Below are 13,637 nucleotides of genomic sequence, written 5' to 3' on the forward strand. Positions count from 1 at the left end.
CCCCTAACGCCCCCCACGGCAAGCGGGGGGCCCATGCCCTGCTTTTCTTTATTATGTTGTCCCTCGGACCGTCGCCGATCCGAATCGCACATTATTGCTTAATGACCAGTTTCAACTCAACCGGATAGCTGGTTTCCACTTTTTCGCCCTTCAGCACTTTATCGGCTGTCTCAACGCCTTTCACGCCGATCTGCTCCGGTAACTGGGCGATGGTCGCTGCCAGTTTGCCACTATTTACCGCTTTTTCGCCATCCGGAGTGCCGTCAAATCCAACAACCATCACATCAGATTTGCCTGCCGTTTGCAGGGCACGCAGCGCGCCCAGCGCCATTTCATCGTTTTGGGCGAATACGGCCTGCACATCAGGATGCGCCGTCAGCAGGTTCTGCATGACGTTGAGGCCCTTGGTACGGTCAAAATCTGCCGGCTGGCTGGCCAGAACGTTAAACTTATGCGCAGCAACGGCCTGCTGGAAACCTTCTCCACGCTCGCGCGCCGCGGACGTCCCGGCAATGCCCTGTAGTTCAATGATCTTCGCGCTTTCACCGACTTTCTTCGCGATATAGTCACCGGCCATCTTACCGCCCAGCACATTATCAGACGCGATATGGCTCACCACGTCGCCTTTTGACGCCTGACGGTCGAGGGTGATAACCGGAATTTTAGCCTGGTTAGCCAGCTTCACGGCGTTACCCACCGCATCGGAATCCGTTGGGTTGATCAGCAGCAGTTTGGTACCACGAACGGTTAAATCCTGCACGTTAGCCAGCTCTTTGGCCGGGTTATTCTGCGAGTCCAGAACCACCAGGTTATAGCCCAGTTTGTCCGCTTCTTTTTGCGCGCCATCCTTCAGCGAGACAAAGAACGGGTTGTTAAGGGTTGAGATAACCAGAGCGATAGTGTCTTTTGCCATCGCGTTTGCGCTTACGGTCGCACTTAACGCTACAGCAGAGACCAGGGTCGCCAGTTTTTTCATATTCATAGTTAAGATGTCCTGTAGAGTTATCAGTTACTGCTTCTTGTTATCTACCAGTACCGCCAGCAAAATAACCACCGCTTTCACGATCATCTGGTAATAGGATGAAACGCCTAATAAATTCAGTCCGTTGTTCAGAAAGCCAAGGATCAACGCGCCAATCAGCGTCCCGACAATACGGCCTTTACCGCCCGCAAGGCTGGTACCGCCGAGCACCACCGCCGCAATCGCATCCAGTTCATATCCGGTGCCCGCCGTCGGCTGCGCGGAAGAGAGACGCGCGACCTCAATAATGCCGGCCAGCGAGGCCAGCATGCCGCACAAAGAATAGACGATGATTTTAACTTTATTCACGCTGATGCCGGAAAGACGCGTTGCCGCTTCGTTGCCGCCGAGCGCGTAGATATAACGACCCAGGCGGGTATGGTGCAGCATGTACCAGGCGGCCAGGAAGACGATCGCCATAATCCACACCGGCGTTGGGATCCCAAGCGGACGGCCAATCCCGAACCAGCCAAACAGATCGGCGTTGTCGGTAAAGCCGGTGTTTACCGGGCTGCCGTTGGTATACACCATCGTCACGCCGCGCAGCAGCAACATCATGACCAGCGTGGCGATAAATGCCTGTACGCGCCCTTTCGCCACGATTACGCCGGTCACGGCGCCAATTGCCGCACCTAACGCCAGCGCAGCGGCCACCGCCACCAGCGCGTTGACCTCAATCCCTACAATGGAAGCCGCCACCGCGCCGGTCAGCGCCAGCAGGGAGCCGACGGACAGGTCGATGCCCGAAGTCAGGATAACCAGCGTCATCCCAACCGCCATAATGGCGTTAACTGAAGTCTGCTGCAGAATATTGAACAGGTTATTCACGGTAAAAAAGTTGGGGCTCATGGTCGAGACAATCGCAATCAGCACCAGCAGGGCAATCAGCGATTTTTGCTCCATCAGCCACGCTTTTGTGAAGTAGCGACGACCAGAAACAGCCGGGTTATTCATCTTTTTTACTCCTGATTCACACGGTTAAGCTTGCCCACAGCGGCAGCCATCAATACTTCCTGGGTGGCCTGCTCGCGTGTGAATTCACCGCCGAGGTGCCCTTCATGCATCACCATGATGCGATCGCTCATGCCCAGCACTTCCGGCATCTCCGAAGAGACCAGAATGATGCTCAGGCCTTCGGCTTTAAACTGGTTAATCAGCTGGTAGATCTCTTTCTTCGCCCCGACGTCGACGCCGCGGGTCGGTTCATCAAGGATCAGCACCTTCGGACGGGTCATCAAGCCGCGGGCAATCGCCACCTTCTGCTGGTTACCGCCCGATAGCAGCCCAATAGCCTGCTCCATCGACGGCGTTTTCACATTAAACAGGCGGATAAAATCACCTACCGCCTGCTGTTCATCTTTATGCTTCAGGCTACCGCCGCCGCGGCTGAAGTAACGCAGCGCGGTGAGCGACATATTCTCTTTAACCGACATGCCGAGCACTAAACCATCGCGCTTGCGGTCTTCGGAGATATAAACAATGCCGTTGGCCAGGCCATCCTGCGGAGAACGCGTAATGACCTCATGCCCATCCAGGGTAACCGATCCGCTGCTGCGCGGCAGCGCACCGTACAGCACCTTCATCAGTTCGGTTCGTCCGGCGCCCATCAGCCCGGCGACGCCGAGGATTTCGCCCTGGCGCAGAATAAAGGAGATGTTCTCCACTCCTGATCCACACAGGTTGTCGACCTTAAGGCGAACCGCGCCCGGAGCTTTGTCCAGATGCGGATACTGATCCTCCAGCTTGCGGCCGACCATCATCTCAATCAGCAGATCTTCATCCAGGCTGGCCACTTCGCGCTCGGCGATAAACTGCCCATCGCGGAAGACCGTGACGTCATCGCAAATCTCGAAGATCTCTTTCATACGGTGAGAGATATAGACAATACCGCGCCCCTGCGATTTCAGTTCGCGGATCACGCGGAACAGGGATTCGGTCTCGGTGTCGGTTAGCGCGTCGGTGGGCTCATCCATAATGATGACCTTCGACTCAAAGCTCAGCACTTTAGCGATCTCGACCATCTGCTGATCGCCGATCGACAAATCGCCCACCAGCTTTTGGCTGTTGAAGCGTAAGTTCAGCTTTGCCAATAGCTTGTCAGCTTCGGCATACATCGTTTTCCAGTCAATTTTGCCAAAGCGATTCACAAACTCACGACCGAGGAAAATATTCTCGGCGATCGTCAGCTGGGGGATCAGGTTGAGTTCCTGGTGAATGATGCCGATTCCGGCTTCCTGAGAAGATTTAGGTCCGTTGAAGGTGGTCTCTTTCCCCAACCACAGCAGCGAACCGGCATCGCGGGAGTAGATACCGGTCAGCACCTTCATCATGGTGGACTTGCCGGCACCGTTCTCCCCGACCAGCGCCATCACGCGGCCTGGATAGACATTTAGCGAGGCGCCGGAGAGCGCCTTGACGCCAGGGAACGCTTTATCGATCCCTTTTAGTTGCAATAAGGCTTCCATATCGGCGACCTCAGAACGTCACGCCGGCACAGAGAATAACGTTCGCATACGGGGAACACTCCCCGCTGCGAATCACCGCCTGACTGTCTGCGGTTTCTTTTTTAAACTGCTCATGACTGGTGTAACGAATTTCAATGGTGTTTCCCTGGTGCTGCTGCAGCTGCTCAAGGTGAGTGAGCAACGTCGCATGGAGCTGCGGATTAAGGGTTTTAATCTCTTCCGCCAGGATAGCCGCTTCAACCTGCATTTCGCTCGTCACCACCTCCAGAACCTGCATAAAGGAGGGAACCCCGTGGGTTAACGCCATATCAATACGCGCGCTGCTGCGGGGAACCGGTAAACCAGCGTCGCAAACAACCAGCGTATCGGTATGCCCCAGACGGGAGATGACCGACGAGATATCAGCATTGAGGACGGTACCTTTTTTCATTTTCTCTTTTGCTCCATTAGCGAAACGTTTCGCTGGTATAAGTATTAGCAATAAGAGAACAGAAAACCATCACCAGATGTGAGAATTGTGATCGTCATCGAAACGTTTCGCAACGCAGCAGCGAGAAAGTCTGAAGCGAGCAGATAAAACAAAAAAGCCCTTCATTAAGAAGTGCCCTAGTGAATCAAATCTCAACCTGGGTGCCGAGTTCAATAACCCGGTTAGGCGGGATTTCGAACTGATCCGGCGCCCGCAGGGCGTTGCGCTGCAGCAGCAGATACAGCTTGCCGCGCAGGCGCAGATACCACGGCCGCTTGCCGATGATCAACGACTCATGCGACATAAAGAAGGAGGTCTCCATCATCCGGCAGCTCAGGCCTTCCAGCCCGCAGCGGTGGAAAACCTCTTCGACGTTCGGCGTTTCGCGCCAGCCGTAGCTGGCAACGACGCGCCAGAACGACGGCGATATCTGTTCAATCTGTACGCGACGAACGTTATGTACGTACGGCGCGTCTTCGGTACGCAGCGTGAGCAAAATCACCCGCTCGTGCAGCACCTTGTTATGCTTCAGGTTGTGCAACAGCGCGAAAGGAATCACGTTCAGCGCCCGGGACATATAAACAGCGGTACCCGGCACGCGAACCGGCGGCGATTTTTCAAGAGAAGAGATCATCGCCTCCAGAGAATTACCGTGCTCATGCATCCGACGCAGAAGGCGGAAACGCTCGCTCTTCCAGGTGGTCATGATGGTAAACATCACCAGACCGAGGGTCAGAGGCAGCCAGCCGCCGGAGACGATTTTATCGAGGTTCGCGGAGAAGAGCGGGATATCAATGCACATAAAGGCAACCAGCAGCAGCGCCACAATAAACTTATTCCAGTGCCAGTTTTGCCGCGCCACCGTCGTGAACAAAATGGTGGTCAGCACCATCGTTCCCGTCACCGCAATACCGTATGCCGCCGCCAGATTCGAGGAGTGCTCAAAGTTAACAATAACGATGACCACCGAGATATAGAGCAGCCAGTTGATAAACGGGATGTAAATCTGCCCGGACTCCATTTCCGAGGTGTGAATAATACGCATCGGCGACAGGTACCCCAGACGCACGGCCTGGCGAGTCAGAGAGAAGACGCCGGAGATAACCGCCTGGGAAGCGATAACCGTCGCCAGGGCGGCAATGATCAGCATTGGGATCAGCGCCCACTCCGGCGCCAGCAGAAAGAACGGGTTTTTAATCGCTTCCGGATGTTTAAGCAGCAGCGCCCCCTGACCAAAGTAGTTCAGTACCAGCGAAGGCAGCACGACCGAAAACCAGGCCAGGCGAATCGGCAATTTGCCGAAATGCCCCATGTCGGCATACAGCGCTTCCACGCCGGTAATCGACAGCACCACCGCCCCCAGCGCCACAAACGAGACGGTTTTATATTCGAGGAAGAAATGAACCGCCCAGTAAGGGTTCAACGCCTGCAGCACTTCAGGGTTAGCGAAAATACTGCGCGCGCCCAGTACCGCCAGCAGCAGGAACCAGATCAGCATAATCGGCGCGAACAGCTTACCCACCATGCTGGTACCGTGCTTTTGAATGGCAAATAGCAGCGTCAGGACAATGATGGATATGGGCACAACCCAAGTATCCAGGTCCGGAGCGATAATTTCCAGACCTTCTATCGCCGACATCACCGAGATGGCAGGGGTAATGACCACCTCGCCATAAAAGAAGCTGCCGCCGATAAGCCCAAGGATCACCAGGATGGACGTGGCGCGCGCGGAAGTGTTTCGCCCCGCCAGCGACATTAACGTCAGGATCCCGCCTTCACCGGCGTTATCTGCCCGCATCACGAAGGTGATGTATTTGAGTGAAACGGTAAGAATTAATAGCCAAAAAATGAGCGACAGGAAGCCAAAAACAGCATCACGCTCAACGCCAAAGCCAAACTGACCTGACAGACATTCACGAAGTGTATACAGTGGACTGGTGCCGATATCGCCGTATACCACGCCGATTGCCGCCAGCGTTATTGCCGGCAGCGATTGCTTATTATCAGTGCTCATAGACTAGTCTTTTCGTTTATAAAACAAATGTGTGCCTAGTCCCTTGGCCCACAAAAAGCGCACAGTATGCACGATTATTTGCTGAATCGTACCCCTAACTGACATCATCTTAACCTGACTCAAAGAAAATAAATCGATTCTTCAGGCTATTACCACCCCTAATCAAACATCTATACTCGACCTAACAACGACATTCTAAAAAGCACGCAACTCTATTATGGCTCAATCACATTTACTGGCAGAAAGAATTTCCCGGCTCAGCGCCGCGCTGGAAAAAGGACTCTTCGAACGCAGCCACGCAATACGCCTTTGCCTGCTTGCCGCCCTCAGCGGCGAGAGCGTTTTTCTGCTGGGCCCGCCGGGGATCGCCAAAAGCCTGATTGCCCGTCGCCTCAAGTTCGCCTTCCAGCAGGCTCGCGCATTTGAATACCTGATGACCCGTTTCTCCACGCCGGAAGAGGTCTTTGGCCCACTCTCCATTCAGGCGCTGAAAGATGAAGGGCGCTACGAACGTTTGACCGCCGGCTATCTTCCGGAAGCTGAAATTGTTTTTCTCGATGAGATCTGGAAAGCGGGCCCGGCGATTCTCAATACGCTGCTGACGGCGATAAACGAACGCCATTTCCGCAACGGGGCGACCGAAGAGAAGATCCCCATGCGCCTGCTGGTGGCGGCGTCGAACGAGCTCCCGGAGGCAGACAACAGTCTGGAAGCCTTATACGATCGTATGCTTATCCGCCTATGGCTGGATAAGGTACAGGATAAAACGAACTTCCGCTCAATGCTGATAAGCCAGCAGGACGAGAACAGTAATCCTGTCCCGGCGAGTTTGCAGGTCAGCGACGAGGAATTTCTGCAATGGCAGCAGGATATCGGCAGCGTGAAGCTACCGGACAGCGTATTTGAACTGATTTTCCAGCTGCGCCAGCAGCTGGATACGTTGCCAAACGCGCCTTACGTCTCAGATCGTCGCTGGAAAAAAGCCATTCGTCTGCTGCAGGCCAGCGCCTTTTTCAGCGGCCGCGACACCATTGCGCCAATAGACCTGATCCTGCTGAAGGATTGCCTGTGGCACAATATTGAGACGATGAATCTGATGTCCGTGCAGATTGAGACCTTAATGACCAGCCACGCCTGGCAGCAGCAGGCGATGCTCACCCGCCTCGGGTCGATTATTCAACGGCGCATTCAGCTTCAACAGCAGCAAAGCGATAAGACCGCGCTAAAAGTCACCCGTCTCGGCGGGATGTTCAGCCGTAAACCTCATTATGAACTGCCTGCTGAAGTGCAGGACCCCACGCTAACGCTGCTTCTCCAGCAGCCGCTAAAACTGCACGACCTGGAAGTGATTCATATTACGTTTGTTCGTGAAGAGCTTGCTCACTGGCTGGAGAAAGGGGGTGAGATCCGCGGCAAGCTCAACGGCATTGGTTTTGCCCAGCAGCTGAATATGGATGTCGATACCAGCCAGCATCTGGTCGTGCGCGATGTGAGCCTGCAGGGGTCGCGACTCTCCCTGCCCGGTAGCGAATCACGGGAAAATATGCCGGCAGAAATCAGGCAACAGTTGGAGGCGCTGGACGACGAATGGCATCAGCAACATAACCGCTTCAGCGAACAGCAAAAATGTCTGTTTATTCCCGGCGAGTGGCTGGGGCGCATTGAAGCCAGCCTGCAGGACGTGGGAACGCAGATTAAACAGGCCCGCCAGTCATGACGCTGGACATGCTGAATGTCATGCTGGCAGTCGGCGAAGAGGGCATGATCGATGAGATGCTGCTGGCCCTGCTGGCAGCGCCTCAACTCGCGGTATTCTTTGAAAAATTTCCGCGGCTCAAAAATATTATCGCCGCCGACATTCCTCGCTGGCGGGAAGCGGTCAGATCGCGACTAAAAGAGACCAACGTCCCGCCCGAGCTGGATGCGGAAGTTCAGTGCTATCAGCAATCACAGCGGCTTTCCACCTCGCAGTTTATCGTCCAGCTGCCGCAAATTCTGAGCCAGCTGCATAAGCTGCACTCCCCTTTTGCCAGCCAGGCGCAGCAGCTGGTGGACAACAACAGCACCTTTACGCCGGCGCTGCACACGTTATTCCTTCAGCGCTGGCGTCTGAGCCTGGTGGTGCAGGCAACCTCTCTTAATCAGCAGCTGCTGGATGAAGAGCGCGATCAGCTTCTGAGCGAAGTTCAGGAGCGCATGACCCTCAGCGGCCAGCTCGAGCCCGTGCTGGTGGAGAATGATAATGCGGCGGGACACCTGTGGGACATGAGCGCCGGAGAACTGAAGCGAGGCGATTACCAGCTGATCGTTCGCTACGGGGACTTTTTAAGCCAACAACCTGAACTCATGCAGCTCGCCGAACAGCTGGGGCGCTCGCGTGAAGCGAAAGCGGTGCCGAAAAAAGATGCGCCGATGGAGACCTTCCGCAGCCTGGTGCGCGAACCGGCTACCGTACCGGAGCAGGTCGACGGTCTTCAGCAGAGCGACGATATTCTACGTCTGCTGCCGCCTGAGCTGGCTACCCTCGGCATCACCGAGCTGGAGTTTGAGTTCTACCGCAAGCTGGTTGAAAAGCAGCTGCTGACCTATCGACTACATGGCGATGCGTGGAAGGAAAAGATCACCGAACGGCCGGTAACGCGCCAGGACGTTGATGAACAGCCGCGCGGGCCGTTTATCGTCTGCGTCGATACTTCCGGCTCAATGGGCGGTTTCAATGAACAGTGCGCCAAGGCGTTTTGTCTGGCGCTGATGCGGGTCGCTCTGGCGGATAACCGCCGCTGCTTCATTATGCTGTTTTCCAGCGAAGTGGTGCACTACGAACTCACCGGCCCGCAGGGGCTGGAACAGGCGATTCGTTTCTTGAGCCAGCGCTTTCGCGGCGGCACCGATCTGGCCAGCTGCTTCCGGGCGGTGATTGAGCGTATGCAGAATCCGCAGTGGGTCGATGCTGATGCGGTGGTGATTTCTGATTTTATCGCCCAGCGCTTGCCGGATGAGGTGATCAATAAGGTGGGAGAGCTACAGCATAAACATCAACATCGTTTTCATGCGGTGGCGATGTCGGTACACGGCAAGCCCGGCATTATGCGCGTATTCGATCATATCTGGCGCTTTGATACCGGGTTGCGTAGCCGCCTGCTGAGACGCTGGCGGCGTTAATCACTGATTAAAGAAGCGCAGCAATGCTCTGACGAACCTGGGTTGGCCACACGCCGCACTGCACCTGGCCGATATGCTCAAGCTGCAGCAGCAGCATCGTCAGGCGAGACTGGCCAATGCCGCCGCCAATCGTCTGCGGCATCTCTCCGCGCAGCAGCGCCTGGTGCCATTCCAGCTGCAGGCGATCTTCGTCGCCGGTCATCGCGAGCTGACGCTTCAGCGCTTCGGCATCGACGCGGATCCCCATTGAAGAGAGCTCGAATGCATCTTCAAGCACCGGGTTCCACACCAGAATATCACCGTTCAGACCGGCATAGCCTTCAGCGGCAGGCGTGCTCCAGTCATCGTAATCCGGCGCGCGAACGTCGTGACGCTGGCCATCGGAAAGCTTGCCGCCGATACCGATCAGGAATACCGCGCCCAGCTCTTTCGCGATCGCCCGCTCGCGGCCCTTGGCATCAAGATCCGGATAGCGGCTTAAAAGCTCCTCGCTGTGAACAAACTGGATCGTCTCCGGCAAGAAAGGCGTAAGGCCAAATTCTTTACTGACGGCGTCTTCGGTCGCTTTGATCCCGGCATAGATCGCTTCAACGGTTGCTTTCAGCGTGCCGCTGTGGCGCTCTCCGTCGCCCATTACGCGCTCCCAGTCCCACTGGTCAACGTAAACGGAATGGATGGGAGTTAATCGGTCTTCATCGGGGCGAAGGGCCTTCATGTGCGTGTACAGCCCTTCGCCCGCGCTGAAGTCGTGTTGTCCCAGGGTTTGACGTTTCCACTTCGCCAGTGAATGAACCACTTCGAACTGGGCGTCTGGCAGTGTTTTCACTTTAACCTGAACCGCTTTTTCGCAACCAGAGAGGTTATCCTGGGTCCCATCGCCCACGCGGCTTAAGATCGGCGCCTGGACTTCGATCAGGCCGAGCTTCTCTTCAAGCTGGCGGGAAAAGTGTGACTTAACGAAACTAATCTGGCGTTGTTTTGCGATGTATGCGGTTTTCATTTTTTATAACTCCTGCGTCCTGTTGCCATTGATTAAGCAACAAAACAGCGCTGCAATTCAATAATCCAACAACAAAAAGCCTGCATCGATTTTGATTCATTAAAATTTGAGGCTAAAATAGAAATATTCGTCAAACTTCATAAGAAAAACCTATGGAAAATTATCAGATCGACAATCTGGACCGCGGCATTCTTGAGGCCTTAATGGCCAACGCGCGCACCGCCTATGCTGAACTGGCAAAACAGTTTGGCGTCAGCCCGGGGACCATTCACGTGCGGGTAGAGAAAATGAAGCAGGCCGGAATTATTACCGGCGCACGCATCGACGTCAGCCCCAAGCAGCTGGGTTACGATGTAGGATGTTTTATCGGCATCATTCTGAAGAGCGCGAAAGACTACCCCTCCGCGCTGGCCAGGCTAAACAGCCTGGATGAGGTTACTGAAGCCTATTACACCACCGGACACTACAGCATCTTTATAAAGGTGATGTGCCGATCGATTGATGCGCTCCAGCATGTACTTATCAACAAGATCCAAACAATTGATGAAATTCAGTCCACTGAAACGCTGATCGTCCTGCAAAACCCGATTATGCGTACCATCCGCCCGTGAATCGGGCTTTTTAATCCCACATTTTTCCACAGGTAGATCCCAGCTCGCTCACAGCGTACAATACGCCACTCTGAATAGTGGAGCGGGCGATCATGGCAGAGATAACTCTTATCAGCGGCAGTACGCTGGGTAGCGCAGAATATGTATCAGAACATCTGGCGGAAAAGCTGGAAGAGGCTGGACACAGCACGACTATTCAGCACGGCCCGCTGATCGACGATCTGCAGGCGGAAGGGATCTGGCTGGTTATCTCTTCGACGCATGGCGCCGGGGACATTCCCGATAATCTTCTGCCTTTCTATGAAGCGCTTCAGGAGAAGCAGGTCGACCTCTCTGCGGTCCGTTTTGGCGCAGTCGGCATCGGTAGCCGTGAATACGATACCTTCTGCGGAGCAATTGATAAGCTCGAGACGGCGCTCAACGCCTGCGGGGCAAAACAGATCGGTGAAACGCTAAAAATTAACGTTCTCGAACATGAAATTCCGGAAGATCCGGCCGAGATTTGGCTGGGATCCTGGAAAAACTTGCTCTGAGAATTGTAAAGATCATACTTTCTTCTGTGGATAACTATGCTTAAAAGCTTGGATCAACCGGTAGTTATCCAAAGTATAACCCTTGACTGATTTTTGTGCTGTGTATAACCCTTCATTTTGATCCCAGCTTATACGGACCAGGATCACCGATCATTCACAGAAAGCGATCCTTCTTAAGCGTTTGATCTTAAATCGCGGATCTGACTTATCCACAAGACAAGCCGATCCTAATAAGAGATCACAATAAAACAGATCTCTAAATAAAAGATCTTCTTTTTAATACTCAGGATCCCGGCGCTTTCTCGAAAGGCTAAAGTTGAGTAGAATCCACGGCCCGGGCTTCACTCTATTTTCAAACCGCTTTATGCGAGGCATACCACCATGTTTTATCAGGATCCTTTTGACGTCATCATCATTGGCGGGGGTCATGCAGGCACTGAGGCCGCGATGGCCGCAGCGCGAATGGGTCAACAGACTCTGCTTTTGACACACAATATCGACACTCTGGGGCAGATGAGCTGCAACCCGGCGATTGGCGGCATTGGGAAAGGACACCTGGTAAAAGAAGTGGATGCGCTTGGCGGCCTGATGGCGAAGGCAATTGACCACGCTGGCATCCAGTTTAGGATACTAAACGCCAGCAAAGGCCCGGCCGTACGGGCAACTCGCGCTCAGGCAGACCGTGTGCTGTACCGGCAGGCCGTACGTACCGCGCTGGAAAACCAGCCTAATTTAATGATCTTCCAGCAGGCGGTGGAAGATCTGATTGTCGAAAACGATCGTGTTGTTGGCGCCGTCACCCAGATGGGGCTTAAATTCCGCGCCAAAGCGGTGGTACTGACCGTCGGAACCTTTCTCGACGGTAAGATCCATATCGGTCTGGATAACTACAGCGGCGGTCGTGCAGGCGATCCTCCGTCGATCCCGCTGTCCCGCCGCTTGCGTGAACTGCCGCTGCGCGTCAGCCGCCTGAAAACCGGTACCCCGCCGCGTATCGATGCGAGGACGATTGATTTCAGCGTTCTGGCACAGCAGCACGGCGATAATCCGATGCCGGTCTTCTCGTTTATGGGAGATGCTTCGCAGCATCCGCGTCAGGTGCCGTGCTACGTCACGCATACCAACGAGAAAACGCATGACGTGATCCGTAATAACCTCGATCGCAGCCCGATGTATGCCGGCGTGATTGAAGGGATCGGTCCCCGCTACTGTCCTTCGATCGAAGACAAGGTCATGCGCTTTGCCGATCGTAACCAGCATCAAATTTTCCTCGAGCCGGAAGGCCTGACGTCCAACGAAATTTATCCAAATGGCATCTCCACCAGCCTGCCGTTCGATGTCCAGATGCAAATCGTCCGCTCAATGCAGGGGATGGAAAATGCAAAAATCGTTCGTCCTGGCTACGCTATTGAGTACGATTTCTTTGACCCGCGCGACCTGAAACCGACGCTGGAAAGTAAATTTATTCATGGCCTGTTCTTTGCCGGCCAGATTAACGGCACCACCGGTTATGAAGAAGCCGCCGCTCAGGGCCTGCTGGCAGGCCTGAACGCCGCTCGTTTCTCCGCCGAGAAAGAGGGGTGGGCGCCTGGCCGCTCTCAGGCTTACCTTGGCGTCCTGGTAGACGATCTGTGTACTCTCGGTACCAAAGAACCGTACCGCATGTTTACCTCTCGTGCGGAATACCGCCTGATGCTGCGTGAAGACAACGCCGATCTGCGCCTGACCGAACAAGGTCGTGAACTGGGTCTGGTGGATGACGAACGCTGGGCGCGTTTCAACGAGAAGCTTGAGAGCATTGAACGTGAACGTCAGCGTCTGAAAACCAGCTGGGTTAATCCGCTGGCGGAAAGCGCTGCGGAAGTGAATGCTCGACTGACGGCGCCTTTGTCCCGTGAAGCTAACGGTGAAGATTTGCTCCGTCGTCCGGAAATGACCTACGAACAGCTGGTGCAGATGACGCCGTTCTCGCCGGGTCTTGAGGACAAGCAAGCGGCTGAACAGGTCGAAATTCAGGTAAAATACGAAGGCTACATCGCGCGCCAGCAGGATGAAATCGAGAAACAACAGCGCAACGAGAACACGTTGCTGCCTGCTACGCTTGATTATCGCCAGGTGAATGGGCTGTCGAACGAGGTCATTGCCAAGTTGAACGACCATAAGCCGTCTTCGATAGGGCAGGCATCGCGTATTTCCGGCATTACGCCTGCGGCAATCTCGATTTTGCTGGTGTGGTTAAAAAAGCAGGGAATGCTGCGCCGTAGCGCCTGATATTCCACTGAACGATACATGGGCGAATAGCGCATCAGATATCCGTCAGGTCAATTTCTCAGCCCGGTAAGCGTATCGCCTCCGGGCTCAT

Annotated in this window: 11 protein-coding genes; 5 read left to right on the forward strand and 6 right to left on the reverse strand. The window is 54.7% G+C overall.

The window, feature by feature from the left end; genetic code table 11:
* Positions 1-91: 91 nt before the first annotated feature.
* From rbsB to kup, 5 genes are all read right to left on the reverse strand, one after another.
* On the reverse strand, positions 92-982 hold the full coding sequence (rbsB, locus tag ABLU67_RS04920; RefSeq protein ID WP_004855794.1) for a ribose ABC transporter substrate-binding protein RbsB: 891 nt from the start codon (positions 980-982) through the stop codon (positions 92-94).
* A gap of 27 nt (positions 983-1,009) precedes the next feature.
* Complete coding sequence (rbsC, locus tag ABLU67_RS04925; RefSeq protein ID WP_004855792.1) at positions 1,010-1,975, reverse strand: ribose ABC transporter permease; 966 nt, start codon at positions 1,973-1,975, stop codon at positions 1,010-1,012.
* A gap of 5 nt (positions 1,976-1,980) precedes the next feature.
* A complete protein-coding gene (gene rbsA / locus ABLU67_RS04930; RefSeq protein ID WP_009653315.1) occupies positions 1,981-3,486 on the reverse strand; it encodes a ribose ABC transporter ATP-binding protein RbsA in 1,506 nt (501 codons plus the stop codon).
* A 10-nt stretch (positions 3,487-3,496) separates the two neighbouring features.
* Positions 3,497-3,916: a D-ribose pyranase gene (gene rbsD, locus ABLU67_RS04935; RefSeq protein WP_004855789.1), complete on the reverse strand. Its 420-nt coding sequence runs from the start codon at positions 3,914-3,916 to the stop codon at positions 3,497-3,499.
* Between the two features lie 184 nt (positions 3,917-4,100).
* Entirely contained in the window at positions 4,101-5,969 is a 1,869-nt protein-coding gene (gene kup / locus ABLU67_RS04940; RefSeq protein WP_014227355.1) for a low affinity potassium transporter Kup, read from the reverse strand.
* 217 nt (positions 5,970-6,186) lie between these two features.
* Here kup and ravA point away from each other — a divergent pair, with 217 nt between their 5' ends.
* Complete coding sequence (gene ravA, locus ABLU67_RS04945) at positions 6,187-7,686, forward strand: ATPase RavA (protein WP_014227354.1); 1,500 nt, start codon at positions 6,187-6,189, stop codon at positions 7,684-7,686.
* Positions 7,683-9,131 carry an ATPase RavA stimulator ViaA gene (viaA, locus tag ABLU67_RS04950; protein WP_014839869.1) on the forward strand — a complete coding sequence of 483 codons (1,449 nt, stop codon included), beginning with the start codon at positions 7,683-7,685 and terminating at the stop codon, positions 9,129-9,131. Before ravA ends, viaA begins: the two co-directional genes overlap by 4 nt.
* Before the next feature lie 7 nt (positions 9,132-9,138).
* On the opposite strand, the gene asnA is transcribed toward viaA, so the two are convergent.
* Positions 9,139-10,131: an aspartate--ammonia ligase gene (gene asnA, locus ABLU67_RS04955; protein ID WP_064377609.1), complete on the reverse strand. Its 993-nt coding sequence runs from the start codon at positions 10,129-10,131 to the stop codon at positions 9,139-9,141.
* Between the two features lie 152 nt (positions 10,132-10,283).
* Between asnA and asnC the strand changes: the two genes are divergently transcribed.
* From asnC to mnmG, 3 genes are all read left to right on the forward strand, one after another.
* Positions 10,284-10,742 carry a transcriptional regulator AsnC gene (asnC, locus tag ABLU67_RS04960; RefSeq protein ID WP_004107306.1) on the forward strand — a complete coding sequence of 153 codons (459 nt, stop codon included), beginning with the start codon at positions 10,284-10,286 and terminating at the stop codon, positions 10,740-10,742.
* A gap of 92 nt (positions 10,743-10,834) precedes the next feature.
* Complete coding sequence (mioC, locus tag ABLU67_RS04965; protein WP_009653317.1) at positions 10,835-11,275, forward strand: FMN-binding protein MioC; 441 nt, start codon at positions 10,835-10,837, stop codon at positions 11,273-11,275.
* Positions 11,276-11,656: 381 nt separating this feature from the next.
* Entirely contained in the window at positions 11,657-13,546 is a 1,890-nt protein-coding gene (mnmG, locus tag ABLU67_RS04970) for a tRNA uridine-5-carboxymethylaminomethyl(34) synthesis enzyme MnmG (RefSeq protein WP_004855773.1), read from the forward strand.
* Positions 13,547-13,637: the final 91 nt, after the last annotated feature.

The sequence above is a fragment of the Klebsiella sp. GN_Kp190 genome, from assembly GCF_040061795.1.
Taxonomy (GTDB): domain Bacteria; phylum Pseudomonadota; class Gammaproteobacteria; order Enterobacterales; family Enterobacteriaceae; genus Klebsiella; species Klebsiella michiganensis.

What these genes read in the sequence shown, in the direction of transcription:
- rbsB (WP_004855794.1), bottom strand. Translation starts at nt 982, where the DNA reads ATGAATATGAAAAAACTGGCGACCCTGGTCTCTGCTGTAGCGTTAAGT.
- rbsC (WP_004855792.1), bottom strand. Translation starts at nt 1,975, where the DNA reads ATGAATAACCCGGCTGTTTCTGGTCGTCGCTACTTCACAAAAGCGTGG.
- rbsA (WP_009653315.1), bottom strand. Translation starts at nt 3,486, where the DNA reads ATGGAAGCCTTATTGCAACTAAAAGGGATCGATAAAGCGTTCCCTGGC.
- rbsD (WP_004855789.1), bottom strand. Translation starts at nt 3,916, where the DNA reads ATGAAAAAAGGTACCGTCCTCAATGCTGATATCTCGTCGGTCATCTCC.
- kup (WP_014227355.1), bottom strand. Translation starts at nt 5,969, where the DNA reads ATGAGCACTGATAATAAGCAATCGCTGCCGGCAATAACGCTGGCGGCA.
- ravA (WP_014227354.1), top strand. Translation starts at nt 6,187, where the DNA reads ATGGCTCAATCACATTTACTGGCAGAAAGAATTTCCCGGCTCAGCGCC.
- viaA (WP_014839869.1), top strand. Translation starts at nt 7,683, where the DNA reads ATGACGCTGGACATGCTGAATGTCATGCTGGCAGTCGGCGAAGAGGGC.
- asnA (WP_064377609.1), bottom strand. Translation starts at nt 10,131, where the DNA reads ATGAAAACCGCATACATCGCAAAACAACGCCAGATTAGTTTCGTTAAG.
- asnC (WP_004107306.1), top strand. Translation starts at nt 10,284, where the DNA reads ATGGAAAATTATCAGATCGACAATCTGGACCGCGGCATTCTTGAGGCC.
- mioC (WP_009653317.1), top strand. Translation starts at nt 10,835, where the DNA reads ATGGCAGAGATAACTCTTATCAGCGGCAGTACGCTGGGTAGCGCAGAA.
- mnmG (WP_004855773.1), top strand. Translation starts at nt 11,657, where the DNA reads ATGTTTTATCAGGATCCTTTTGACGTCATCATCATTGGCGGGGGTCAT.